The following is a 24,472-nucleotide window of genomic DNA, read 5'->3' on the forward strand; positions in this document are numbered from 1 at the left end:
TTTCCCCATATGTTGGTGAAAGTCCTCATATTTACTACATTCTATACAGTTGCATCCCTAATACAACTATACAGAGGAAAGTATAAAAAAAGACGTACCTATCTAGGATAAGCACGTCTTGTAAATTTGTGTATTTGTTTATATGTATATCTGTATGTATATGTATATGTAATAGTTTTGTTTATGGACGATACCTGCGAAGGCGTTCTTAACATTATTGTTGCATTTGTGTTTGCATCTTCATGAGCAGAATATGCTTAACCGCATCATTGAGTCGATCATTGGTAATCGTTCCGTTCGCCACCGCTTGGGTTAATGCTCGATGGACTTCATCGATGTGAACGGTGTCCGCATCAAGAAGGACGAGATCACTGCCTGCCACGATGGAGGCTACCGCAAAGTCCCCTATTTTTTGGTTTGCTTGCAAGGCGCCTACGTCGACACGGTCTGTCATAACCACCCCATTATAGCCAAGCTCATGCCGTAGCCAATCCGTGATAATCGCCTTAGAAGTGCTGGCCAAGTGAGCATTGTCGATAGCCGGGATTTGCACATGACTCATAACGAGCATATACGTATTCGCCGTCGTCTGTGTAATGAGGCGTTTGAATACAGCTACATCCGTAGTGTTGAGATATGCTTTTGCGTCATTAGCAGTCTCAAAGGATGCATCCCCAAGGCTCACTGTTGGGAAGTAGTTGTAACCAAACCACATTTTGTTGATTTGGTACCGCTCCGCCATGGCAAGGTCCATATGCCCTGCCCACGTAGGGTCCGATGTATAGGACACATTCGGTACCCCAAGATTCGCATTCGGCCCGATGACGAGGTTAAAGCCCATATCGCGCATCTCGATAGCCGATCGGGTCGCTAAATTAATAATCCGTTCCATCGGCAATTGGCCCCAACGATTTGGCTCTGGCAAGCGCAAGAAACTTTCATTAGTACGCAACACCTTATCCCGATTGATCGCTATATAAGGCGTCACCATGCTCGCCGTTGAGGCCGTTTGCATGATGTCGTTTGTGAAAGCTTTCACTTGGTTTTTATTATTTAGATTTTCATTGGTTAGCATAACGCCGCTCACACGGTATTTCCTGATGACGTCCTTTTGGGACTGTCCTACCGTGCTGCCATGAAGGCTAATCATCATCAGCTGTCCTATCTTGTCCTCTTGAGACATAGCCCCGAGCCAGGTATTTACCTTCTCAGGGACAGGCTTGTCTGATTGCATGACGGCCCGATACGACACAGTGCGTACCTCTTCCTGCTCTGCCTGACTCTCATGCTGGCATCCCGCAGTACCGATGGCGGCGACAATCAAGGCCATGCCACATAGGGCACGCCGTAAAAACAAGTTCATCTCTCCTATAAACTCCTTGTCATACTCTCTTACATGATACCTTTCTATATATTATACACTATATAATTCATCTTTTCCTCATGTGAAAGCTAATTTTCTATATCAATTTATCATAATAAAGTTATAAAGTAGTAGTAACAATTAATATAAAAGGTAATTCATACATATAACATATATAAAACTATAAGAAGGTTATACATAAAAATCCTACGAATCGCATGTAAGATGACACTCAGTAGTCAATATCTACACAAGTATCAAGTCACTCATGACCCGTAGGATTTATTTCTGTTTAGTTAGTTACCCATATACCAGTCTAACTATACTAATGTATGTATGTATGTATGGATGTATTCATCGCCAGAATACATTCGATACGACTCGTACTGAGCAAATTAGCTAATGTATAAAACTATTAGCCCTTGTATTTAGGGGATGTTGGGCATGTTTCAGGTGTTACGTCTTTGCGATCACCAAGCACCGCGCTACGGTCTGTGTAATGTGTATGCAATAATTCGTGTGCCTTGTGGCCCAATGGTTCGCCTAAGAAGTCTTTGTACAATGCTTGGATTTCTGGGTTTTCATAAGAAGCAACCCATTTGTAGTTCGCATCAGCTTCGTAAAGGCCGCCGATACGAGCTTCCTTAGTTTTCACAGCTTGAGGCAATTTAGTGCGCGGTTGACCACCGCCACCAATACAACCACCTGGGCACGCCATAACTTCGATGAAGTCATAGTGTTTGTCGCTGTCTTTCAACGCATTAAGGAAGTCACGTGTATTTTTACCGCCATGTACTACAGCAACGGACAATGTAACGTCATCACCTAATTGAACAGTTGCCTCTTTAACGCCTTCCATACCACGAACGTCTTCGAGGTGAGTCAAAGCATATGGAGGTGGCTCTTTGTCAGTGATGAGCTTGTACGCTGTACGCATAGCCGCTTCCATAACACCACCAGTGTTACCGAAGATGATGGATGCACCAGTTTCCATACCGATTAAGTCATCGAATTGGGACTCTTCAATGGCATTGAAGTCGAGGTTTTCCTCTTGGATCCAACGGATGAACTCACGAGTTGTAATGGAAATGTCTGTATCCATGCCAAGGGATTCGTCATCATAGAAACGAGCCGCTGCATTTTCTTCTTCTCGTTTTGTTTCTGCTTTTTTAGCAGTACAAGGGTTTACAGATACAGATACGATGTTGCTAGGATTAATGCCTTTTTTCTCAGCAAAGTATGTTTTAATCATAGCCGCTTCCATAGCGATACAAGAACGTGTGGAAGACAAGTTAGGAATCAATTCAGGGAAGTAGATTTCCGCAAAGCGTACCCACGCTGGGCAGCAGCTTGTGAACTGAGGAATTTGACCGCCAGTTTTAAGACGTTCTACAAGCTCAGATGCTTCTTCCATAATCGTTAAGTCTGCACCAAAGTTAGTGTCTACTACATAGTCCGCACCTAATGCACGCAAAGCACCAACCATTTTTCCTTCAAGGAATGTACCTGGTTCGTAGCCGAAGCCTTCACCGATAGCTACGCGCACAGCTGGTGCTGTTTGAATAACCACGATTTTTTCAGGGTCTGCAAGAGCTGCTTTCACCTTTTCAAGCTCGGATTTAGCATGCATGGAGTCGAATGGACATGCAGCCGCACATTGACCACAGTGGATACATACAGGCACGTCACCGTTTGCATCGAGATCGTAGTAGTCGAGTACGCTCATTACGTCCGCACAAGCACGACGGCATAACGTACAGTTTTTACACTTGGAAATGTCGTGATAAATGGATGGATTGTCGAGCGCAATCGGCACACGTTTATCGATAAATTCGTATTGAGACATGAGGACCTCCTCTAACAAACTAAAACTATCAAACCTTTTGGGAAATTAGTCCAAACTACAGAGCACTGTGCTCAAGGCGTACTTCCACATCTTACCTTTAGTATACGCTATGGTGAAAGTTTATACTATGTAGAAATGTTACACTTTTGTGCAAAATTATGGTCAATCAACCCTCTCTAGATACCATAATATTGCGCATGAAATTATAAGTGACATTATGAGTGACATTCTATATGACATTGTACGTCAGTATATTTCAACAAGATAGAAATTACATAAATGCGTAATAATATTCCCATTGTACCACGAATGAGTAAATAATTCACCAACTTTTCGGGAATTAAAACAAAAGAAAACCGCACGTCAATTTAAATAAAAACGTACATCAATTTAAATAAAAGAAAAAACGCACGCCCTCTAATGAGAACGTGCGTGTGTGAAGCTTTCACAAAGAATCATAACCCTCTGCGGATCAGATTATTTGTCACCCCAGATAAGTGTGTACACAGCGTATGCAGGAGTGCCTTGTTCAACCTTACGAGTAGATTTGTTAGGTTGTTCTTCTTTCACAACATAACCTTGAGGGTTGTAAAGAGTAACCTTAACGTCTTTTACTTCGCGTTTTTTGTGGTTGAACTCTTCAGTTACGATGTAGTGGTAACCTTCATAGTCCATAGCTTTGATGTCCAAAGTAGCTTTTTTGTCATCTTTTTTAACAGAATCGTTATCGATTGACCAAGTGATACCATTGCTATCTGTACCAACAGTATACCAATTTGCCGCATCAACACTACCGATACCACCAATGAATAAAGCGCCTGCTGCCAAAACAGCTGCCAATGTTTTTTTCATATTTTTACCTCTCGAATTAAATACAAGAATATAAAATCTAGTATATTCGATAAAACTAAATATTTTATGAAAGACAAACGTACTCAATTATTAGAATATCTATTATAAACATTAAGACTTCACATAATAGGTAGACCGTCCTCCTCCTTTACGTTGAATATGGCCATCCTTCACAAGGGTACGTATAGTGCCTTCAATGGAACTATCACTGAGATTTGGACACCATTCTCTAATATCTTGCTTTGTAAAAGCCCCTAAATGTCTATCGATAGCTGCTTTCACCTGATCCATTGCTGAACCACTATTTGCCAGTATAGAACTGCGATCCTCAAAGTCATGATATGCGGCTAACAGCATTTGTAACCAATAGCGAATAAACGATATCGGGCAGGAACTTTCATCATACCAAGGATCACTAGACTCGCGTAAAGCAGCGTAATACATATCCTTATGTCTTGCAATCTTGGCCTCTAACGATACATATTTACCTACCATAAAGCCGCTACGATACAGCAATAATGTTGTTAACAAACGGCTCATACGTCCATTCCCGTCATTAAATGGGTGAATACATAAGAAATCATGTATAAAAATAGGAATAGCTAGAAGTGGCTCCACCTCTCCATTACCTACAACACGATTATATTCAGCACAAATCTGGTCGAGAGCCTCCGCCGTTTCATAAGGCGCTAGGGGAGTGAACAACACCTCTGTACGTCCATCGGGATAGGTAGCACTAATATAATTTTGTACACTCTTTAACTGTCCACCGCGGGCATTGAACTGGTAATTATACAAAATCTTGTGTAACTGCAAAATATGATTCCGAGACAAGGATATAGAATCATAACTTTCATGGATAACATTTAAGGCATCACGATACCCCATAATCTCCTGCTCATCCCTATTTCGAGGCGTAGTCTTATCAGCTACCAACTGCCGAAGGCGCGTACTCGTCGTCACAATCCCTTCAATCGCATTCGACGCCTCTGTACTCTGTACCTTTGCCAACTCTACAAGAGAATCTAGTATAGCAGGACTCTGTGAAAGCAAAACCTCCTCCTTGCCATTCGCCCTATAAATCCCTGCAATTAGACTTAAAATATCCATATCCCACGACAAAGACTGAATCCGACCATACTCAAAACGACGCATACACACACCTCCATTTCCTTCTAATCCCTTATAAATAAAATTATTCCCTTAAATTATACCATAAAATAAGGGAATAAATAATTTGGATATATTTAATCATACGTGCAGAAAGGATTCTATCTCTTTGAGACCGACTTAGGTAACTACTCCCAAATGTAGTTTTGGAAAGATTTCCTCATTAGGCTATGAGAAAACGGGTGGATATATCTCTAAGGGCGACTTAGGTAACTATGGAGACCGAAGAGATATATCCACCCGTTCATAACTGAAGAGGAAATTTACCAAATCAAGTGATACACGCGATCTAGATTACTTCCGTCTTGTATTTGTACTTTTGTATTTGCCAATGTTTCAGAACCAATCATATAGCCTTGTGGGTTATATGTAGCAACATCAATGAGCTGTACTGTTTTATCAGCACGGTTGAATGTCATTGTATAAATGGAGTGATCTCCATTTGGATCTACAATCTTCAGGCGCAATGTAGCACGAGCATCGTTTTTATCAACAGAGTCATTGTCGATATAGCCAGTACGACCATATTGATCCGTATCAAGAGCATACCAACTTTCAGCATGAGACACGCCCACACCAGCACTGAATAATAACCCGGCTACCGCTAAACAGGCAAACCATTTTTTCATAACTATTCTCTCCTGACTATAAAATTCAAATAACTATGCAATCTGCATACCATAAATTCCCTACGCCTTCATTATAACACCATAATTGCATATTACTAATAAAAACTCTATAAACTGCATAATTAATATAAATCTATTAAGGACGATGTGCTGAGTCCTATGGGCTTTGATAATATAACGTATTTGATGACTGATATTCGCCCTGTAAGGTCAACAAAACATAGAAAGCCCCGAACTGTTCTGAAAACGACTTCGGTCACTATGGAGGCTTTCAGGATAGTTCGGGGCCAAATACGTTCTGAGTATCTAAATAAACAGAGCGAATATAAGCTTCTATTAAATTGTTGGATTATTTACCCCATAGGGCCTTCATAACTTCCGCACCCATGGTATCTTCTTCAATTTTTGTAGGTTTTTGTGCTTCTTTGCTGGACAATAGTGCTACGCCTGCAGCGCTGTATACTGTTGTATCAAGTTCTGTCCATGTTTTTTCTTTACGGTCAATGCGCACTGTATAGATGTATGTGAAGCCTTCTACATTGTTAATTTTAACAAGTACTGTAGCCGCATCATCTGTTTTGTATACAGATGCATTATCGATGAACCATGCTGCATCGTCAGCATCAGCATCGATGTAGTACCAATCAGCAGCACTAGCTTGACCAAAGCCGCCTAAGAATAAAACCCCTGCTGCAAACATAGCAGCTAACCATTTTTTCATATCTAAACTCCTTAACGCTAGAGACGACCATCTAAGATGGCCGCCCATAGTTTCTTACATATACTATTAATACAAATTATTCTGCTTCTTCGTCTTCGATTTCAGCACCTGGAATAACAGCAATACTAGCTACTTTATCACCTTCATCAAGGTTTTGTGTTTTTACACCAGAAATAGCTTTGCCTTTCTTCACAGCAATATCGTTCATGTTGAAGCGGATGATTTTGCCTTGTTCAGAGATAAGCATAACTTCATCATCGTTATGAACTACTTCTACGGCAACTACGTCACCTGTCTTGTTCGTAATCTTGAAGTTCTTAGAACCTTTACCACCGCGTTTTTGCAATGTGTAAGCTTCCGCATCATTGCGTTTACCGAAACCTTCTTCGGAGATTGTAAACACTTGAGCTTCGCTTTCATCAGCATTAAGAACACCTGCGCCTACAACTACGTCGCCAGTATTAAGTTTAATGCCGCGTACACCGTGAGCCGCACGTTTCATGAGACGTACGTCACTTTCACTGAAACGAATAGCGATACCCAATTTAGTACCTAGCAAGATGTCTTGGCTACCATTCGTTACGTTAACGGAAATCAAGTGATCCCCTTCGTCGAGGTTGATAGCGTTGAGACCAGAACGACGGATGTTGCGATATTCTTCGATAGCTGTACGTTTTACAACGCCGAACTCAGTAACCATGAATAAGTTTACATCCTCATGGATACGTTCAAGGTCGATCATAGTTGTAACAGATTCGCCTACAGCAAGTGGCAACACGTTAACCATAGCGGTACCGCGAGAATTACGGGAACCTGCTTCTGGCACTTCGTATGCTTTCAGGCGGTATGTACGGCCAGTGGACGTGAAGAACAACAATGTATTATGCGTACGAACATGCATAATTTGCGTTACATAATCGTCTTCCTTCGTCTTCATGCCGATAACGCCAGCGCCACCTTTATGTTGGTTGCGATATACGTTCGCGTTCATCCGTTTGATATAACCTTGTTTAGTCAAGGTAATAACCATCTCTTCGTCAGCGATGAGGTCTTCTACATCAAGGTCGGACGTATCGATTGTGATTTCAGAACGACGAGGATCGCCGTATTTCTTCTTCATATCTTCTAGTTCTTCTTTGATGATTTGACGTTGACGCGCTTCGCTAGCCAAGATAGCTTTCAAATCTTCGATCAATGCCAACAATTCCTTGTATTCTTCTTCGATTTTTTCGCGTTCCAAGCCTGTTAAACGGCGTAGACGCATGTCGAGGATGGCTACTGCTTGTTTTTCTGAAAGCCCGAATTTTTGCATCAATGCGTTACGTGCAATTTCGTCAGTTTGGGAACTGCGGATTGTAGCGATCACTTCATCGATGTGGTCGAGGGCGATCAACAAGCCTTCCAAGATGTGAGCACGCGCTTCGGCTTTGTTAAGCTCGAATTGTGTACGGCGTACGATAACATCAAGGCGATGATCTAAGTAATAACCCAATACTTCTTTCAAATTCAATACGCGAGGATGACCATCTACGAGGGCTAACATAATCACGCCGAAAGATTCTTGAAGTTGAGTGTGTTTATATAATTTGTTAAGTACGATATCTGGTTGCACATCAGCGCGCAATTCGATAACGATGCGCATACCTTGACGGTCAGATTCGTCGCGAAGTGCTGTGATACCATCAATTACCTTGTCGCGGCTCAAATTCGCAATTGTTTCGATAACGCGAGCCTTGTTAACTTGGTATGGGATCTCAGTCACTACGATTTTATGCTTGCCCTTCGCCATTTCTTCAATGGTTGCACGAGCGCGCATTTTTACGCTACCACGACCTGTGGAGTACGCTTTTTTAATACCTTCCCGGCCCAAAATGAGCGCCCCTGTCGGGAAGTCTGGACCTTTGATTTGTGTCATCAATTCGTCCACAGTTACCTCTGGGTTATCGATGAGCATTGTAAGGCCATTACATACTTCGTTAAGGTTGTGCGGTGGAATATTTGTCGCCATCCCTACGGCGATACCGCTGGAACCATTGATGAGAAGATTTGGGATCTTCGCTGGCAATACTGTTGGTTCTTGCAAGCTTTCATCATAGTTCGGCATGAAATCAACAGTTTCCTTGTCGATATCAGCAAGCATTTCTTGCGTAATTTTTGCCATACGTACTTCGGTATAACGCATCGCAGCAGCACTATCGCCATCGATGGAGCCAAAGTTACCATGGCCGTCTACCAAGAGGTAGCGCGTATTGAAATCTTGCGCCAAACGTACAGTCGCGTCGTAAACGGAACTATCACCATGTGGATGATACTTACCGAGTACGTCACCGACGATACGAGCGGATTTCTTGTACGGTTTATTTGGCGTCATGCCTGTTTCGTGCATCGCGTACAAAATACGACGATGAACTGGTTTCAAGCCGTCACGCACATCTGGAAGAGCACGCATTACGATTACGGACATCGCATAATCGATATAAGCGTTCTTCATTTCTTTATCAATCTGAACGGGATGAATATTCCCGTGGGACCATTGTTGGTCTGCCACAATCTCACCTCATTTTACTAACACTGATTATAATACATCATAATATTATAGCATTTTTAAGGGCTAAAGGCTATAAACCCTTTATTATTAACTGTGTTCTTTCACAAATCTATCAAAATCAGAAATTACCTTCTGCTGTGTATTAAATACTTCATATTCACTAACAGCTTTCTTCTGTGCTTGTGTCATAGAAATAAGTCCTTTATTTCTTGAGATTTGATACTCATTAAAATCTAAAAACTTATCAACACTTTCAATAAAAGCTTTCATAGTAAATGTTTCACGTCGTTCAATAATACGTTCTATATAATCAAAAAATGAGGATATCGTTCGCTCAAGTTGTTCAATTTCTTCAACGGATAAATAATTTTTGGCTATAATTACATCTTTTTTATAAATCCGCCCTTCCGGTCCAGATTCCCACGTAGTCAATCCCATATGATCCTTTGTAGCATCTGCATGACTATGAATGATCTCTGCAGCAGTTTGACCAGTAATAGCATAATGAAACTTATTCCGTATCGTTCCAAAAAATTCTCTAGTAATAGGTGATTGTGCATCATAATCGATTGCACACGCAGCAAATATATCTGTTACTTGTTGATATATGCGTCGTTCACTAGCGCGAATTGAGCGGACTCTTCGTAGCAATTCTTTAAAATAATCGTGTCCAAATGAACGTCCATTCTTTAGCATAACATCATCAAGAGCAAAACCTTTGATAATATATTCCCGTAAAACTCCTGTCGCCCAAATTCGAAATTGAGTTGCCTTTTTGCTATTTACTCGATAACCTACCGCAATGATAGCATCAAGATTATAAAAATTAGTTTGATAAATTTTACCATCTTCAGCAGTTGTTTCCATTTTGGAAATAACTGCTGATATAACTAGTTCTCCACTTTCAAATATATTCTTCAGATGCTTACTAATAGCAGGTATATTAACATCAAATAGTTTTGCCATATCTTTTTGTGTCATCCAAAATGTTTCATCTTTGAATAGTACATTCGTGGAAACAGATTCATTCTCTGCTTGATATACAATAACATTTCCTGTAATCGCATTTTCTAAAGATGTCATATAATTCCCCTCTATATTTATATCTCATTTTATTTCATACTTCTAAGCTATTCCTGCTTCTTATTTAATGAGCTGCATGATATATCATATGGTCCAAGACCTTAACAAAGTCTCGTTCCACACCTGAAGTATCATTACCAGTACTGCCAATTCCGGTTAACATAGTTTCTTTCCAATCATTCCTTGCCATAAATCGAAAACCTATCAAATACTCGGCTTTTGTTTTGTCCGCTTCCTCTTTAGGTAAATAGTAAATACCAACGCTTCTATCAGCACGAGGATGTAACAGTGCTGGATTATCTTGCGGTTTATATTCGCTATATATGGATTTCATAAAGGTTAGAATATCTTCACCCGTTACATACTTATCTACAAAGATAATTTCATTGGATCTAAATAGAGGTATCTGATTAGTACCTGCTACACGTGTTGCTTCAGATTTCTTTAGCTTTAAAACTTCCTCATGTGTGGCCATTCGCAGGCCATGTTGCTTAGCACGTTCCACCAAAGCAGCGTTCAAATGAATTAAATACTCTTGTGAATAGGCAAAATTAGCATTCGTGTATCTTTCACCACCTGGAACCGGTAAGGTTGGGCGTTGCACCACAGAATTCGTAGTGAAAGAAAAACCGTTGCTTTCATCATAAAAGACATACACATTTCGCTGGAATGGTTTTTCCTGTTCCACTACAGAGGACTGGAGAACAAGATTAGGATGAACAACAGCGAACTCCTTTTCCACGCTAGCCTTGATATCCTCTGGCGTCGCAGGATCACCATTCTCCGTCGTCCACACAAAAGAACAACCGCTCAATAAAAATGTACAAATACACACAACAACTAATGATATATACCTAATCAACTGCTTCATAGATACACCTCTCCCTGACCTATTTTCCTCGCACAGCCTGTTGTATTTCCCGATTAACAACGGTAATTATGTCTCGTTCAATCTGCTCAGAACTCTTATCTTGATAACCAACACCACTCATTAAGGTATCTCGCCAATCTTCCCGCCCTCTAATTTTAAAACTTATTAGGTACAGAGCCTTGCTCTTGTCTGTTTCACCATTTGGTAAATAGTAAAAGCTAACCTTACGGCCATACACGCTACTTACTAAGGTCTCGTCACCATTAGGTTTATATAGAGAATATATGTCTCGTAACATACCTACGACACCTGCGCCATTCGATGTTTGATTAAGAAATATAAAATCCCCTTCCTCAAACAAAGGCACCGTACTATTATCCTCTTTTCGCATAATCTTAGCATCCATTAGCGCTTTGCGCTCCTCATTATTAGCTACCTGAAATCTATACTTTGCAGCAAGCAGTGCTACCTCACTATTCAAGCGATCTAAATAAGCCTCTGCATACCTATACTCTGCGTTCGTAACCCGTTGACCACCAGGAATAGGCAACTGAGGAACCTCAACAGAAGCACGCGCAGTAAAGACAATGCCATTATTCTCATCAAAAAACGTATATTCATAGTGCTTATAAGGCTTTGTAGTAACAACCTCAGAAGCCTGCAACACTAGACGCGGATGATACGACGCAAAACGCTTCTCAACCATTGCCTTTACATCATCCGGCGTATACGGCTCAGCATCGAGCGTCGTTAACCGAGAAGAAGTACAACCACCCAATACAACACTACAAACACACACCAAAACCAACAACACAAACCTAACAAACACAGGCATACACAACCACACCTCTCTCCTTTTCCCCATTTGTATCAAGTATTCATATCAAATATGCAGACACAATCATTGATAACATCAGCTGATTGTTGATACTCTACTTCACACCCTTTCCCCATCAGGGGCCTCGCCCCATGCGAAAGGAAAAGGGCTTTTGTTGTTAATAGTTGAAGCAACTAGTTAATAGAAAACATAGGTATGGATGGGACAGACTCACATATAACGTAATAAAAAAGGGCTTCCCTTATTGATGAGCGACTTAGGTCACTATGGAGCGAAGAGATAATGGAATCCCTTTTTTAACAATCTAGCATATTTGTATTCGGGCCCCATCCATACTATTTTCGGTTATTCGCCATTAACAACAATCACTTAACTAGCGCATCCAATTTATTCATTCGATAGTTCTCTATTACATCCATGAACGCTTTGTTATGAATAGGATTTTCCGTCATCCCAAATAGGTGACTGTTACAGTCGCAGTCAGAGGATCCAAATTTAGGCACGTCCCATTCGGCAATGCCACGGACCGCATCAGCGAGAGCGCATTCCGCATCATCCCAGCTAGTTCGAATCGGCAGGCCTGCAATCATTTCGCAGTGACCGCGGAAATAGTCTAGATGCCAGTGCATTTTCTTCCGTTTTCGCTTGTGGCGCTCAATGCGTTTCGTTAAGTTCGCCTTCGCAGAGCCTACGTACATATAGTAACCCGCCTTGAAATGCATCATCCCTTTAGAGCCGATTTCAAGGTCAAGATCATGGCCGAGGTGCATGACCATCACGTACACGCCGCTATCGTGAGCCTCTGTGTCGAGGATGCTACTTGGATAGGAACATTCATGGGTTACAGTAGGCATGGTGAAAGTCTCATCCCACGCCACAGCAACGGCTTTCCAATCTAAAGAAGGGGCTATCTCTTTAAAGGTTTTAGCAAATTCCAAATCTGTATGGTAGTCTGGCAAGAACCACTGCGCTTGGTCCCATTGTACGAGGAATAAGACACCTGTATGGTAACCTTCGTTTTGCAATTCTTTCAAATGTAATAAATGTTTACGGCCTCGCTCTGTTATGGCATCAGGGAACATGGCGCCTGTCTTGGAAAATAGCGTACAAGACTTGACCTCTAGCAAGAACTCGTCGCCCTTATCATTGGTGAGGAGCAAGTCAAAGCGTGATGATGTACCGTGTAGTTTAACTGTATACTCTCGTCTTACAACGCGCCATTCCTCCCAACCAGGGATTAATTTATTTTCGATCAAATGCTGCGCTACATCGTTACTATAGTTCGTATCGAGCATAATCACGACACCATCGCGCTCGATGCCCACTACGCGGTACTTTGTCTTTGCATCAGGCTTATCGTGAGGCACAATGTACATCGTTACACCGGTGAATAAGAGCTCCCACATGCGCCCAGGATTTGGCAAATGAGCGAGTACGCTTTCACCATTTAAATCTAAAGTCACCACAAAACGGTTCGGGCGACCAGTATATGTTGCTTTCAAAATTGTATCGTAAAGGACCTTCATTGTATCTCCTATATCAGTAATATTCTATATGTCTATTATACGCTATTTTGTTACAGGATAAGAATCCTATACATCGTACTATGAAAGTCCTTACGTTAATGGGAACCTCTAACAAGTGCTATAAGCCCTTAAAAACTTACCAAAAGAGGCATTTAAAAACTTATCAAAATATGGCTCAATAATTCACTACAGTTACAGGATCATTGTTGCGATATTTTCGATTGCTACGTTGATAATCACGTTCTGCCAAATTATGTAGGGCTTCTCCTAATAACTTCCAAAAACCATCAGTGTCTTCCGTTGGTATCCCCAGAACAATGGAATTTCCTTTGGAATATGTAATACATGTGGAGGTTATATTATCAAGAATTGGCAAATATACGATAATAACACCACAGGCTCCTAGCATATCCTTAAGAGGCTCTTTCACACCAGCTAATGGTTCGCTCTTAAGGTCCTCAATTTTAGGTATAAATGTTCTTAGCAACTCCGCATCATAAGGATTGACCTCCACAAAACGTGCCTGTCCTTTCGTGATTTGTACCAATGTATAAATCGCACTCTTTTTAGCTGGCTCCATATCCTTAATATTTTCATATACTAAGGGCATAACCATTTCATTATCTACATTCTTTAAAGAAGCTACCTCAAAAAACTTTTGTAAATTATTAACCTGCTCCGCTGCCTTTTTCGTTTCTGGCACGATACCTAAACGTGCTAATTTAGCATAACCAAAAGGCTTAGCAAAATTGATTTCTTCATCAATGGAGTTTTCATACTCTACTTTTAAGATAGCTTCTCTATATGCAGCTTCTAGACCGTTCCAAAAACTAGCCTCAATATCTAAAACACGTTCTAAACGTATAGCCACATCTTGTGTTAGAGGCACTTCTCCATTAATTAATTTACTAATATGTTTTTCACTTAACCCTAAGCGTACAGCTAATTCTTTTTGAGTCATATGATGATCTTCCAGTACTTCTTTAATAGTCATCCCTGGAGGGACTGCTGTAAAGGTTTTACTCCTATAAATTTTCATACTACTTGCACTCCTAATCAATGATAATCTACAATTTCTTGAATTTCTACAATATCTACAGTATTACCATATTGAGTAAAAATTAAACGATAGGGCTGGATTAAGTCCATAGCATATTGTCCTAATCGATCACCATATAGAGGATGACAACGACCAATTCGTTTCTTAACTAACCAATCTATAGATGATGCTACTATAAGTTGCTTAAGTCTTACCTCTAATAAATCCGCCATGGAAAGCCCATATTTTCTTCGCGCTAATCTTGCTTCTGTACATACCTTACGTATCTTATTATTCTTATATCGTATATCCAATATGTCACCGACTCTCTCAAATCATAGTGAATGGTTAATACAATATAAATGGCCATTTATAATAATTTACCTAGTAGGTTAATTCTATTATACCTCTTCAAATACAAATGTAAATATATAATTTACCAATTGGGTAAATTTAATAACACTATGTAGTATCAAAAATCATGTATGCTATTAATAATTAATATTGAAATTTTTCATTTTTGTAGCTTAGGTTACATTATTACGTGTTAAAATAGTTTATACTAGGAACATCAGGTCAGTATTTAATACCCGTACTGATCGTTACGCCGGGTTTTGATGAGGCATCGCCTAGTTGATCTCATCACGCTGTTCGTATACGTGCGAAGCTTTCACAAAACCCAACGGCGTATATATTTTACAAACAAAGAATCACATAGATTAACTAAGTAGTTTTAGCCACTATTCTCCGCAGAGAGGGCTCGAGAAAGGATTTAATATGGCACAAATTGCAGCAAATTTACAACGCATTAAAAACGGTCAACGCCGTTATGCAATTACACCTCGCGTTCCTGCAGGTTTCATTCAACCTGAACAATTACAAAAATATATCGACGTAGCTAATGAGTTCGGCGCCGTTCTTAAATTGACTGGCAGCCAACGCATTATGATTACGAATTTGAAAGCAGAAGACGTAGATAAAGCTTGGGAAATGCTCGGCATGGAGCCAGCGTACACTGTTTCTAACCGCGTGCGCAGCGTAAAAATCTGCCCAGGTACTACATTCTGTAAACGTGCTAAACAAGATAGCGTACATCTTGGCATGCAAATTGAACGCAAATATTTGTCTCAAGAAATGCCAAGCAAAATGAAAATCGGCGTATCCGGTTGTCTTAATTCTTGTACTGAAAGCCGCATGAAAGATGTGGGTATTATTGGTACTGTAGAGGGCTGGAATGTATACGCTGGCGGTAGCGGCGGTGCACATCCACGCATCGGCGACCTCATCGCAGAAGTAACAACTGAAAAAGAAGCTCTTGCATTAGTAGATCGAATTATCGCATACTATAAAGAAAACGCACAAATTGAACGTATGGGCGAATTCATTGACCGCATTGGTTTAGAGGCTTTCAAAGCGGCTGTATTGGGCGACCTTGAAGGTGCTCCAGCTGAAAGCAAATCCGACGAACCAGCTGTGTTCTTGCCTGGTCATGGTAATGATCCAGAACCAGAAGCACCACGCCTTGAAGCAGGTGCTCCTATCACACCAGACACAATCATTCGCGACATCGTTGATACATATCCAAACGTTGTGCCTGTATTACAAAGCATCGGCATGGGTTGCCTTGGTTGCCCATCTTCTACAGCTGAACCATTGTGGCAAGCTGCAGAAATTCACGGTGTTAATGTATACGATTTAGTTCAAAAATTAGAAACTGCACGAAAAGGAGCTTAATATGTCCGCATTCTTAGGTCACATCCATTATTGGTTATATCGTAAAATTCAATTGCTCGTTGAGCGTGAAAACTTAATTTTAGAAAAAACAACTAAAGTTGTTGATGATTTGGCAGAGGAATTACACTCTATTTCCGTAGATACATACGGCGAGCCAATCAACCCTAGCATTCCACTAGAGAACATCATCGACCATGGCAATATCCATGGCTGGTTGTCCAACCAAATCAACATCGCATCTGTTCGCGAAGCAGCTTTCATCAAAGATTTGCTCGACACTAACTCCGGCGACGAAGCGGTGAACGTAGTAACAGCTATTCTTGATGCGTTTGCTGTACAAGGCCAAGCATGTGGCGTTGTGGCACAAGATAACCTTGAAGAACACACAGCTCCAGCAATTTACAATGCGTTGCAAAACTTCTACGTAAATGGCATGCCTTGCGATGGTGGTGACCAAGTTGTTTCTGAAAGCCCTGACGAATTCACATGGGTTGGCGATCACAGATTACAAGCAGGCTACTGGCGTACAGCAGGCGTTGATCCTAAGTTCATGGCACTTGCGTACCAAACATGGTTCGAAGCCTTTGTAAAAGCGGTAGATCCTAACTTTGAACTTGTAACGACTGAAGAAAACGGCACACGTTTATATACAATTAAGAAAAAATAAATAATATTTCGTTTGTTTAGAGACTATAAACGAACGAAAACGGGCGCAAAAACGAATGAAAATACTTTCGTTCGTTTTTGCGCCCATTTTAAATCTATATTTAATATATATTTCTTTCAAAACTGTAGCTATAGGCACAGCATTGATAAGCAATATCATTTATAATGTAAACATAAGGTAATTACACAAATTAATTTAATTAAGTGATAGCGTCAGCTTTCAAAACATAAAAAGCTAGAATTAGGAGGTCTATTATGGCAGGCACAGTTAATCAAGAATTAGGTTTATTATTCCAAGGTCCTAACTATGTAATCGTAAAAAAAGGCGGCAAAGCTGGTGAACAAGTTGAAAAACACAATCACCCAGAAGCAAATGTCATCTTTACAGTAGTAAAAGGTAAAGTACAAGTATTCCTTAACGAAACTGAAGAACACGTACTTGTACCAGGCCAAGTATTAGAATTCAACGGCGACAACTACATCCAAGCAATACTTGTAGAAGACAGCGAATTCGTAGTAAACCTTATCCACAAACCTGAATAAAATACTAACAGAACCTACAAACACTATTAGAAAAGGCGGTTAATCGTAATTGATTAACCGCCCTTTTTGTATTACTTAAATTCTGTAGTGCTTACATTTTATAAAGCTTACATTTTAAAGAAATTAAAAGGAATTATAGATTGTAAAGTCACTTACATCAAAGCGTTTTGTATGGCCCGGTGCCGGTACGCAATCTGGATGAGGATAACCGATTGGAAATATCGCTACAGGTATGATGTTATCAGGCAAAGCATAGGCTGCTCGTACTTTACGGGGATCAAAATGAGCAATCCAAGTTGTTCCTAAGCCTATATCCGCCACGGTAAACATGAGGTGAGAACCTACAATACTAGCGTCTACAACACCCATATCCGCATCATCATATTCCCGCTTCCAACTCACTGCATTATCATAACACACAATAATAGCCAACGGCGCATTGAAGTGACCATTAGTACAGTCTTTTAGTTTATTAAGACTATCTGTCGTATTCAGCACAAGTAAGCGTTGCGGCTGATAATTATGAGCTGTAGGTGCTAATCTCGCTGCCTCTAACAAGATATCTAACTTCTCTTGCTCAACGGGCTTCGTATCAAATTTTCGAACTGAATACCTCTCTGTGGCTAATGCTTTAAAATCTTTCATTAGATCTCACTCCTTATTTGAAATAAGCTAATCTATTTTAAAGAAAACACCTATATATAACCTACAATATCTTATCTCTATACAGACTATTTCTGTTAATATATTTCTCTATCTTACTATAAAAGTCCTTTAAATCCAAAAGCCCCTTGTCTGAAATCAGACAAGGGGCCATTTCATATTATTTTTTTAGCCAGTATTATTTTTTAAGACGGCTAATTACTTCGTTAGTAATGTTCTCGATTTTGCTGTTAGCGTCAGCCGCACGGATTGTGTATGGATCATCCAATACTACATCCATTTTTTTCTCAACACGAATAGTTTCAACTGCATTGTGAATTGCTTGCATCATAGGTTGAGCAATTTTGTTGATTTCATCATTTTCTTTTTGAAGCAATGGAGCTACGGATTTATTGAATTCAGCTTCTGCTTGAGTTTGATCTTGAATTTTTTCAATTTCTTGTACTTTTTTCTCAATTTGTGGACGGTATTGAGCGTCTACTTGTTGCATTTTCATATCTAATGCACCATAGCCAGGGTAGCTATTTACTACTTGGCTCATATTTACTAAGCCAATGTTAGCAGCACTTGCTACTGCAGCAGTAGCAGACATAGCACCAACGATAGCTAGGGTAGTTAATTTTTTAGATAATTTCATCTGAAATCCTCCTCGAAATAAAAGTGTCACTATACAATCCAATAGTGTACTATTTTTACTATAACAAATCTCGCTAACTTTCACAAGACTATGTTACATAGCATAATAAAGCCCTATGAACTGCTTATGAAAGTCTATAGAAGTTAAAATAATACCCACAGACATGCCCTGAAGCTATAATCGCAGTCGTTACGGACATATTCAGAGCACACATGTGGGTATTACGGCTTTCACCTAGTATTTATAATTCGTCCCCGAATTATTGTTCATCGTTCAAATAAATGTATTTATCGGATTTCAATTTGGACACGAGGTCAGGCACCAAACCGATAAGACGATCGAAGCTGCTGCTGTAAGGATTGCCTTTAATGTTGAACAACTCGATGCGTTCACCTTTAATAACGAGGATAGCGCTTGGTTCCATTTTGGCACCGCCGCCACCGCCACCACATTCGTGATTTTTGTTAGCAGTGTTGTGGTTTGTACCAGTACCGAAACCAAATGTTACGTCTACGAATGGAACAAGTGTAGTATCGCCGATTTGCACAGCTTCGCCTACTACAGTTTCCACCTTAATCATATTTTTGAATTTCTCGAATAGGACTTCCAAATTCTCTTTTACATTACTGTTCTCCATCACAGTACCTCCGCTTTTTGTGAAAGTATCATTGCTATGTTAGCTCATGTACTTAGTTGACTTAATATATCCTTACGCTGTTTGACCTTGTTCGGCTTTCAGCTTTTCTAACTGCTTAGCTTCCTTCCGTTTAACCCAGAAGACGCGAGCACCTTCGCCCAATAGGGAACGCATTGGTTTAGATAGCAAAAATCTTGTGCCATGCCAAGCCATAACAGCTAAAATGATGCGACCTTTAATGTGGCCGCTACCTTCACCGGCCCAGTTTACATAATCGAGTTCGATGTTCTCAGCTTGTTCTGGCCAAATGCTATATAGCATAGATGCGATAATCCCCATGCGATATGGGTCACCGATACCAAATCGACCTTCTATGGCCACATCGCGTGGTTTAGAGTGGTCATAGCATCGTTTTGAAACAAGGAATAGCTGGTGCCACAATTCTGTATTTGTTACATGTTTCATGAACCAGAATGTAGGAATTTTAGACTTGAATGATGCCACTGGATCGTTTGGATCTGGCTTTTCAAAACGTTGTTTCACCGTCGTTTTGAGGTCATTCACCTTCGTAAATACCTTTTCCTTAATGGAACCGTCACTGTTGAAAGTAACGCGACTTACCGTTTCATCATCGCTTTGAATATGGGATGTTGGGTCTTGCTGAATGGAGTCATACCGATCAGCACGAGCTTGTGCATCCATATCCTTAGAAGCTTGTTCAGGACGTTCTATGCGCTCATTTGGCTTTTGAGAAGTCCCAGCCCCTGGCGCTTCTTCATCACTAAAGGTAGCGTCAGAGCGCTGAGCGCTCTTCAAATCATCAAAGCTAGTACCGCTAGAACTTGCAGAAGGACCTTGTCCGCCCCCTTGCATCGCCTTGGCGAAGGCTTCCGCTTGCGACATGTCGCCATCATCGTCCATCACCTTTTGGTATTCTTCTTCTACGCGATTTTCAAGCCATTCTTCATAGTCTTTCACAGGACCAATCTTGAGCATGCCCAAAATGTATAATTCCTTAAAAAATGGTTTGTCCTGCAAATACGCTAGATGCAGTGAAAATACACGCCACAGCCATTTGACGCGCACCTCGCCACGATATGGCGAGCGTCCGTTGATTTCGATGCTATATGTGATTGGTGTCAGTAGGATAATCAAGATGAGTGCTGCAATGATGGCCACAATAACGAGGGCCACAATAGCCACTGTACTCAACCACATCACCTCCTTAGGTGTACCTATGATTAGTTTTCAATACCTTTTCGAGCCATTACGCCTTGAAGGTAGTAATGTTTGACCTCTTTCATTTCCGTTACAAGGTCCGCCTCATCGATTAATTCTTGAGGAGCCCCACGGCCCGTAAATACGAGTTCCGTTTCTGGATGACGAGCATCGAGCAAAGCCTTTGTTTTATTCCATGTAATGAGTTCAAAGAAGAGTGCCATGTTATATTCATCTAGAACCACGAGATCGTACTCACCACTGCTGATAGCAGCTAGTGCACGTTCGTAGCCTTTTTCGATGAGCGCTACATAATCCTTTGGCGGATTGCCAGATTCAAAGACAACGACTTCATCGCCCCATTTAGCGAGTTCATCCTTGCTCTTCATCCCTTCTTTGATGATAAAGAATGGCTTGCCCACGGTTTCCAAGGTTAAATTCTTTAAGGTAGGTAAAATAGTATGTTCACTATATACTTTAGATTTCATAAATTGCAAAAAGAGGACTTTCTTGCCAGCACCGATGGCGCGGATAGCTAGACCGATAGCAGCGGTCGTTTTGCCCTTGCCTTCGCCGGTATAAACTTGTACATAGGCCTTCATAGATATACCTCCGTTCATATACCTTTATTTTACAATATATATATACAAAAGAAAAGAAAAAGAACTTGCTATTAGTGCATTTGCACGCATAACAAGTTCTTTTTCCTATGAATTATGTTTTATGTTACATATATCGTAAAGGATATTACGTATATAGTATTGGTTTTACCTATTAGTTGCTAATTGGCAAGAAAATCATAGGGTCTGTAGGAGATCCATTGAGGCGTACCTCATAGTGAACGTGGGCGCCTGTACTTTTACCAGTACTACCCATCAAGGCAATTGTTTGACCTTGTTTTACGCTCATCCCTACGGTTACCAATACAGCACTATTATGGCCATAACGTGTTACAAAGCCATTTCCATGGTCGATTTCAACGAGGTTACCGTAACCGCCCTCTGTATAACCTGCAAAGGTTACAACACCAGCAGCAGTAGCCACGATTGGTGTACCATAGTCATCTGCGATATCTACCCCTTCATGGAATGCACCGATAGCGCCCGTTACAGGATCCACACGGCTACCAAATGGAGAGGTAATAACGCCCTTGCTCGGCCAGATACTAGGTGTTGTGTTATTCGTAACACCACCAGAGCCAGCGGAGAAGTTGATGGATTGCATAGCCATAAGGTCTTGCGCACCACCATCTCGAAGGATATTACGCATTGTATAGAAGCTAACTAGCAATTTTTGTGCGTCCTTGTCCATTTTGGATAGACGCGCTGATAATTGTGCCGCCGTCAGCGTCTTTACTTCGCTTTCATCAGCGGCTGGCTGCTTTGGGTCGCTACCGTCCCCGCCACCTTGAGATGGTGTGCCAGATTCAGCGCCCTTCAGCATTTGCTTGTTTTCTTCGCTAATTTGATTTAAGTTTTGAATTTTCTTATCTAGAACATCTGTCTTTTGTTGTAATAATTTCAGCTGTTCCGATTGCAATTGTGTCTGTTGACGTAATTGCATCACCTCAGCTTGGCGCACGATGCCCCAAATGCCGAGAACCAACGCCGCGATGATTAAGATAGAGCCAACAATGGTCGCTATTTTCGCCTGCTTCGTTGTTAATGTCAATATGCAGTTGTCACCATTTCTTTCAACTTTGTTTGAAATAAATGCCGGTACTTTCAATACAAACCTTCCTTATTTAGAAACGATGGCGCTCGTTAACGCTTCCTCATTGGTGCGTTCGCCCAACGCTTCGTTCAAACTCTCTAATTCTTCTTGTGAAAGACTTACGAGACTTTTACCTTTCACAATGGGTTTACTAAAAATACGGGATTCATTACGACCGTAAATACTGGAGATACAGATGCCGTTATTGTTGCCGTCAAGCAATGTAAGCGCAAAGGACAAATCATTACCGATATTTTCAAAGGCATTATATTTAATAAAGCCAATTTTTTGTATCGTATTGCTTTGAATATTGCGGATCGCCGCTTGTTCGGTCATCATAGTCTCAAGACCCTTAGCAGCATCGCGAATTTCGCTAACCTCAACAGATAATTTACGTTCTAGGCTCGCACCATTGTCCCCTTGCATAAAGAAATCGTATTTCTTTTTAAGGCTCCCTAAGCGAATGTGTAAGATGACACAATACACTAACAACGCTATAACAAGGACGATGGTTGCCATGCCAATCCACGGTTGAATCGATTCGAACATGTATATTCCTTCCTATACAATCATTCAAACTCCAACACTTAATTATACCATTCTTATTGTGAAAGTTAAATGACTGCATACAATTTAATTTAATATATTTAATGTATCTAATATAGATAAGCGATATCTATATAACAATTCATATAACAAGCATGTAAGGTTATATCTACATATATGTATTAGATACAAATTACAATACTTTATTAGCCCTCTAATTCGTCAACAAACGGGCTTATCGCTCGTTCTAGTATACCATGTAGAGCGGCTATGAGTACACCGTAATTTACAATTGGTGTGCCTTGTACAACGGCACATTCAATGCGTCGTAATACCTCACGGCGTGTAAGCATACAAGCACCACAGTGTATGATCAAATCATACTGAGATACATCTTTTGGGAAGGCTCCCCCACTCGTGAATTCTAGCTGTAAATCTGTATGACCTTGCTTCTTAAGAAGATTAGGAATTTTTACGGTTCCAATATCATCGCATTGACGGCGATGTGTACAGCCTTCGCTGATAAGCACCTTAGAGCCTGCTTTCAAATTCTTAATTGCCTCTACACCAGCTACTAAGTCCTGTAATTTTCCTTTAAAGCGGGCCATCAAGATAGAGAACGACGTCAACGGAATTGTATTAGGTGTTAACTCATCAACTCGATCAAAGGCTTGAGAGTCACAGATAACCATCTTAGGTGGGTTCTTAAGAGAGTTGATCATAGCAGGTAACTCTTCTGTTTGGCACACTAGCGCTAAGCCTTTGTAATCAAGAATTTCTCGAATCGTTTGTACCTGTGGCAAGATAAGACGGCCCTTTGGCGCTGCGCTATCAATAGGGCATACGAGGATGATTGTATCCCCCTCTTCTACTAATCCTTGTAATAAAGTTTGTTCACCTTCTACATCAAGCGGTGTTAATCCGCCCAGAAGATCGAGTAATTCTAAACGTTTAGCTTTAGATGTAAAATCAGCAGAACCAATTACGGTAGCTAATTCAGACAATCCCTTATGAGTTTCAACATAAGCAGATGCATCTACTTTATGTTCTTCTTGATTTACTTCTTTATTTTCTGCATTAATTTCATTGATAAATAATGCAATAGGCACATTATTTTGTTTTAAAAGCCCTAACCAGTGCATATCATCAGCAGTTGGTTCTTCATCGGTACGAAGTACATAAACAGCGAGGTTAATCTTTTTCACAACCTCTTCTGTTTTCTCCATCCGCAATGTACCTAATTCAGTTGTATCGTCTATACCAGCTGTATCGGTAATCACTACAGGTCCTAGTGGCAAAATCTCCATAGATTTGCTCACAGGGTCTGTCGTTGTCCCTGCCACCTCAGATACGAGGGATACAGGCTGATCTGTTAACATATTAATCAATGTAGACTTACCAGCATTACAACGGCCAAAAAAGCCTATATGCACGCGGTTTGCTTTAGGTGTTTGTTCCATAGTCTATCCTTGTTACTTAACATAACAGTAAAAGCGCAGTCCGTAGACTACGCTTTCACCGTGGATTGTAAATTGTATTTACATTATACAGAATTGTGTTCAATTTGTCATTACTAAATTTATGTAATTCGATATCAAATTTAGTATACCAATTATGTTATTTAATTAA

24 protein-coding genes are annotated in these 24,472 nt (G+C 40.6%); 3 read left to right on the plus strand and 21 right to left on the minus strand.

Annotated elements, in window-relative coordinates; translation table 11 throughout:
* Positions 1-214: 214 nt before the first annotated feature.
* From VRHSUH10_RS06980 to VRHSUH10_RS07040, 13 genes are all read right to left on the minus strand, one after another.
* Positions 215-1,363 carry a glycoside hydrolase family 3 N-terminal domain-containing protein gene (locus VRHSUH10_RS06980; protein WP_105089966.1) on the minus strand — a complete coding sequence of 383 codons (1,149 nt, stop codon included), beginning with the start codon at positions 1,361-1,363 and terminating at the stop codon, positions 215-217.
* 415 nt (positions 1,364-1,778) lie between these two features.
* Positions 1,779-3,209, minus strand: coding sequence for a [FeFe] hydrogenase, group A (locus tag VRHSUH10_RS06985; RefSeq protein ID WP_039968829.1), 1,431 nt, complete (start codon positions 3,207-3,209; stop codon positions 1,779-1,781).
* A gap of 477 nt (positions 3,210-3,686) precedes the next feature.
* Positions 3,687-4,061: a hypothetical protein gene (locus VRHSUH10_RS06990; protein ID WP_005384879.1), complete on the minus strand. Its 375-nt coding sequence runs from the start codon at positions 4,059-4,061 to the stop codon at positions 3,687-3,689.
* Between the two features lie 111 nt (positions 4,062-4,172).
* Entirely contained in the window at positions 4,173-5,216 is a 1,044-nt protein-coding gene (locus VRHSUH10_RS06995) for a Fic family protein (protein ID WP_105089967.1), read from the minus strand.
* Positions 5,217-5,494: 278 nt separating this feature from the next.
* Positions 5,495-5,860 (minus strand): hypothetical protein, encoded by a 366-nt coding sequence (locus VRHSUH10_RS07000; RefSeq protein WP_005384876.1) that lies wholly within the window; start codon positions 5,858-5,860, stop codon positions 5,495-5,497.
* Between the two features lie 349 nt (positions 5,861-6,209).
* Positions 6,210-6,581 (minus strand): hypothetical protein, encoded by a 372-nt coding sequence (locus VRHSUH10_RS07005; protein WP_105089968.1) that lies wholly within the window; start codon positions 6,579-6,581, stop codon positions 6,210-6,212.
* A 76-nt stretch (positions 6,582-6,657) separates the two neighbouring features.
* Positions 6,658-9,129, minus strand: coding sequence for a DNA gyrase subunit A (gene gyrA / locus VRHSUH10_RS07010; RefSeq protein ID WP_105089969.1), 2,472 nt, complete (start codon positions 9,127-9,129; stop codon positions 6,658-6,660).
* Positions 9,130-9,216: 87 nt separating this feature from the next.
* Entirely contained in the window at positions 9,217-10,212 is a 996-nt protein-coding gene (locus tag VRHSUH10_RS07015) for a virulence RhuM family protein (RefSeq protein ID WP_105089970.1), read from the minus strand.
* A 64-nt stretch (positions 10,213-10,276) separates the two neighbouring features.
* Positions 10,277-11,083 (minus strand): hypothetical protein, encoded by an 807-nt coding sequence (locus VRHSUH10_RS07020; RefSeq protein ID WP_105089971.1) that lies wholly within the window; start codon positions 11,081-11,083, stop codon positions 10,277-10,279.
* A 19-nt stretch (positions 11,084-11,102) separates the two neighbouring features.
* Positions 11,103-11,918: a hypothetical protein gene (locus VRHSUH10_RS07025; protein WP_105089972.1), complete on the minus strand. Its 816-nt coding sequence runs from the start codon at positions 11,916-11,918 to the stop codon at positions 11,103-11,105.
* A 368-nt stretch (positions 11,919-12,286) separates the two neighbouring features.
* Positions 12,287-13,447, minus strand: a complete 1,161-nt coding sequence (gene sfsA / locus VRHSUH10_RS07030; RefSeq protein ID WP_105089973.1) for a DNA/RNA nuclease SfsA — start codon at positions 13,445-13,447, stop codon at positions 12,287-12,289.
* 175 nt (positions 13,448-13,622) lie between these two features.
* Positions 13,623-14,486, minus strand: coding sequence for a HigA family addiction module antitoxin (locus VRHSUH10_RS07035; RefSeq protein WP_105089974.1), 864 nt, complete (start codon positions 14,484-14,486; stop codon positions 13,623-13,625).
* A 17-nt stretch (positions 14,487-14,503) separates the two neighbouring features.
* Positions 14,504-14,719 (minus strand): plasmid maintenance system killer protein, encoded by a 216-nt coding sequence (locus tag VRHSUH10_RS07040; protein ID WP_233187091.1) that lies wholly within the window; start codon positions 14,717-14,719, stop codon positions 14,504-14,506.
* 544 nt (positions 14,720-15,263) lie between these two features.
* Here VRHSUH10_RS07040 and VRHSUH10_RS07045 point away from each other — a divergent pair.
* The 3 genes from VRHSUH10_RS07045 (at position 15,264) to VRHSUH10_RS07055 (ending at position 17,429) form a co-directional block, all read left to right on the plus strand.
* Entirely contained in the window at positions 15,264-16,220 is a 957-nt protein-coding gene (locus VRHSUH10_RS07045) for a DUF1858 domain-containing protein (RefSeq protein ID WP_105089976.1), read from the plus strand.
* 1 nt (position 16,221) lies between these two features.
* Positions 16,222-16,887, plus strand: a complete 666-nt coding sequence (locus VRHSUH10_RS07050) for a hypothetical protein (RefSeq protein WP_060924851.1) — start codon at positions 16,222-16,224, stop codon at positions 16,885-16,887.
* A 254-nt stretch (positions 16,888-17,141) separates the two neighbouring features.
* On the plus strand, positions 17,142-17,429 hold the full coding sequence (locus VRHSUH10_RS07055) for a cupin domain-containing protein (protein ID WP_105089977.1): 288 nt from the start codon (positions 17,142-17,144) through the stop codon (positions 17,427-17,429).
* A gap of 123 nt (positions 17,430-17,552) precedes the next feature.
* Here the strand turns inward: VRHSUH10_RS07055 and VRHSUH10_RS07060 are convergent, their stop codons facing one another.
* The 8 genes from VRHSUH10_RS07060 to hydF all read right to left on the minus strand — a co-directional run bounded on the left by VRHSUH10_RS07060 (position 17,553) and on the right by hydF (position 24,303).
* Entirely contained in the window at positions 17,553-18,074 is a 522-nt protein-coding gene (locus VRHSUH10_RS07060; RefSeq protein ID WP_105089978.1) for a nitroreductase family protein, read from the minus strand.
* 196 nt (positions 18,075-18,270) lie between these two features.
* Positions 18,271-18,729, minus strand: a complete 459-nt coding sequence (locus tag VRHSUH10_RS07065) for an OmpH family outer membrane protein (protein WP_060924853.1) — start codon at positions 18,727-18,729, stop codon at positions 18,271-18,273.
* 259 nt (positions 18,730-18,988) lie between these two features.
* Positions 18,989-19,366, minus strand: coding sequence for a GerW family sporulation protein (locus VRHSUH10_RS07070; protein WP_005384862.1), 378 nt, complete (start codon positions 19,364-19,366; stop codon positions 18,989-18,991).
* A 72-nt stretch (positions 19,367-19,438) separates the two neighbouring features.
* Complete coding sequence (locus VRHSUH10_RS07075) at positions 19,439-20,578, minus strand: hypothetical protein (protein WP_105090039.1); 1,140 nt, start codon at positions 20,576-20,578, stop codon at positions 19,439-19,441.
* 29 nt (positions 20,579-20,607) lie between these two features.
* Positions 20,608-21,186: a cob(I)yrinic acid a,c-diamide adenosyltransferase gene (locus VRHSUH10_RS07080; RefSeq protein WP_105089979.1), complete on the minus strand. Its 579-nt coding sequence runs from the start codon at positions 21,184-21,186 to the stop codon at positions 20,608-20,610.
* A gap of 172 nt (positions 21,187-21,358) precedes the next feature.
* Positions 21,359-22,312, minus strand: a complete 954-nt coding sequence (locus VRHSUH10_RS07085) for a M23 family metallopeptidase (protein ID WP_105089980.1) — start codon at positions 22,310-22,312, stop codon at positions 21,359-21,361.
* A gap of 12 nt (positions 22,313-22,324) precedes the next feature.
* Complete coding sequence (locus VRHSUH10_RS07090) at positions 22,325-22,846, minus strand: DUF4446 family protein (protein ID WP_105089981.1); 522 nt, start codon at positions 22,844-22,846, stop codon at positions 22,325-22,327.
* Positions 22,847-23,049: 203 nt separating this feature from the next.
* Positions 23,050-24,303, minus strand: coding sequence for a [FeFe] hydrogenase H-cluster maturation GTPase HydF (hydF, locus tag VRHSUH10_RS07095; RefSeq protein WP_105089982.1), 1,254 nt, complete (start codon positions 24,301-24,303; stop codon positions 23,050-23,052).
* Positions 24,304-24,472 lie beyond the last annotated feature (169 nt).

Origin of the sequence: Veillonella sp. T11011-6, assembly GCF_002959755.1 — a bacterium.
Lineage (GTDB): Bacteria > Bacillota > Negativicutes > Veillonellales > Veillonellaceae > Veillonella.

Bases quoted from the DNA above. Each gene is read 5' to 3' on its own strand.
- VRHSUH10_RS07040 (WP_233187091.1), bottom strand. From the start codon at position 14,719: ATGGCGGATTTATTAGAGGTAAGACTTAAGCAACTTATAGTAGCATCA.
- VRHSUH10_RS07080 (WP_105089979.1), bottom strand. From the start codon at position 21,186: ATGAAGGCCTATGTACAAGTTTATACCGGCGAAGGCAAGGGCAAAACG.
- VRHSUH10_RS07015 (WP_105089970.1), bottom strand. From the start codon at position 10,212: ATGACATCTTTAGAAAATGCGATTACAGGAAATGTTATTGTATATCAA.
- VRHSUH10_RS06995 (WP_105089967.1), bottom strand. From the start codon at position 5,216: ATGCGTCGTTTTGAGTATGGTCGGATTCAGTCTTTGTCGTGGGATATG.
- VRHSUH10_RS07025 (WP_105089972.1), bottom strand. From the start codon at position 11,918: ATGCCTGTGTTTGTTAGGTTTGTGTTGTTGGTTTTGGTGTGTGTTTGT.
- VRHSUH10_RS07035 (WP_105089974.1), bottom strand. From the start codon at position 14,486: ATGAAAATTTATAGGAGTAAAACCTTTACAGCAGTCCCTCCAGGGATG.
- VRHSUH10_RS06985 (WP_039968829.1), bottom strand. From the start codon at position 3,209: ATGTCTCAATACGAATTTATCGATAAACGTGTGCCGATTGCGCTCGAC.
- VRHSUH10_RS07045 (WP_105089976.1), top strand. From the start codon at position 15,264: ATGGCACAAATTGCAGCAAATTTACAACGCATTAAAAACGGTCAACGC.
- VRHSUH10_RS07065 (WP_060924853.1), bottom strand. From the start codon at position 18,729: ATGAAATTATCTAAAAAATTAACTACCCTAGCTATCGTTGGTGCTATG.
- VRHSUH10_RS06980 (WP_105089966.1), bottom strand. From the start codon at position 1,363: ATGAACTTGTTTTTACGGCGTGCCCTATGTGGCATGGCCTTGATTGTC.
- VRHSUH10_RS07070 (WP_005384862.1), bottom strand. From the start codon at position 19,366: ATGGAGAACAGTAATGTAAAAGAGAATTTGGAAGTCCTATTCGAGAAA.
- sfsA (WP_105089973.1), bottom strand. From the start codon at position 13,447: ATGAAGGTCCTTTACGATACAATTTTGAAAGCAACATATACTGGTCGC.
- VRHSUH10_RS07050 (WP_060924851.1), top strand. From the start codon at position 16,222: ATGTCCGCATTCTTAGGTCACATCCATTATTGGTTATATCGTAAAATT.
- VRHSUH10_RS06990 (WP_005384879.1), bottom strand. From the start codon at position 4,061: ATGAAAAAAACATTGGCAGCTGTTTTGGCAGCAGGCGCTTTATTCATT.
- VRHSUH10_RS07000 (WP_005384876.1), bottom strand. From the start codon at position 5,860: ATGAAAAAATGGTTTGCCTGTTTAGCGGTAGCCGGGTTATTATTCAGT.
- VRHSUH10_RS07060 (WP_105089978.1), bottom strand. From the start codon at position 18,074: ATGAAAGATTTTAAAGCATTAGCCACAGAGAGGTATTCAGTTCGAAAA.
- VRHSUH10_RS07090 (WP_105089981.1), bottom strand. From the start codon at position 22,846: ATGTTCGAATCGATTCAACCGTGGATTGGCATGGCAACCATCGTCCTT.
- hydF (WP_105089982.1), bottom strand. From the start codon at position 24,303: ATGGAACAAACACCTAAAGCAAACCGCGTGCATATAGGCTTTTTTGGC.
- VRHSUH10_RS07020 (WP_105089971.1), bottom strand. From the start codon at position 11,083: ATGAAGCAGTTGATTAGGTATATATCATTAGTTGTTGTGTGTATTTGT.
- VRHSUH10_RS07005 (WP_105089968.1), bottom strand. From the start codon at position 6,581: ATGAAAAAATGGTTAGCTGCTATGTTTGCAGCAGGGGTTTTATTCTTA.
- VRHSUH10_RS07055 (WP_105089977.1), top strand. From the start codon at position 17,142: ATGGCAGGCACAGTTAATCAAGAATTAGGTTTATTATTCCAAGGTCCT.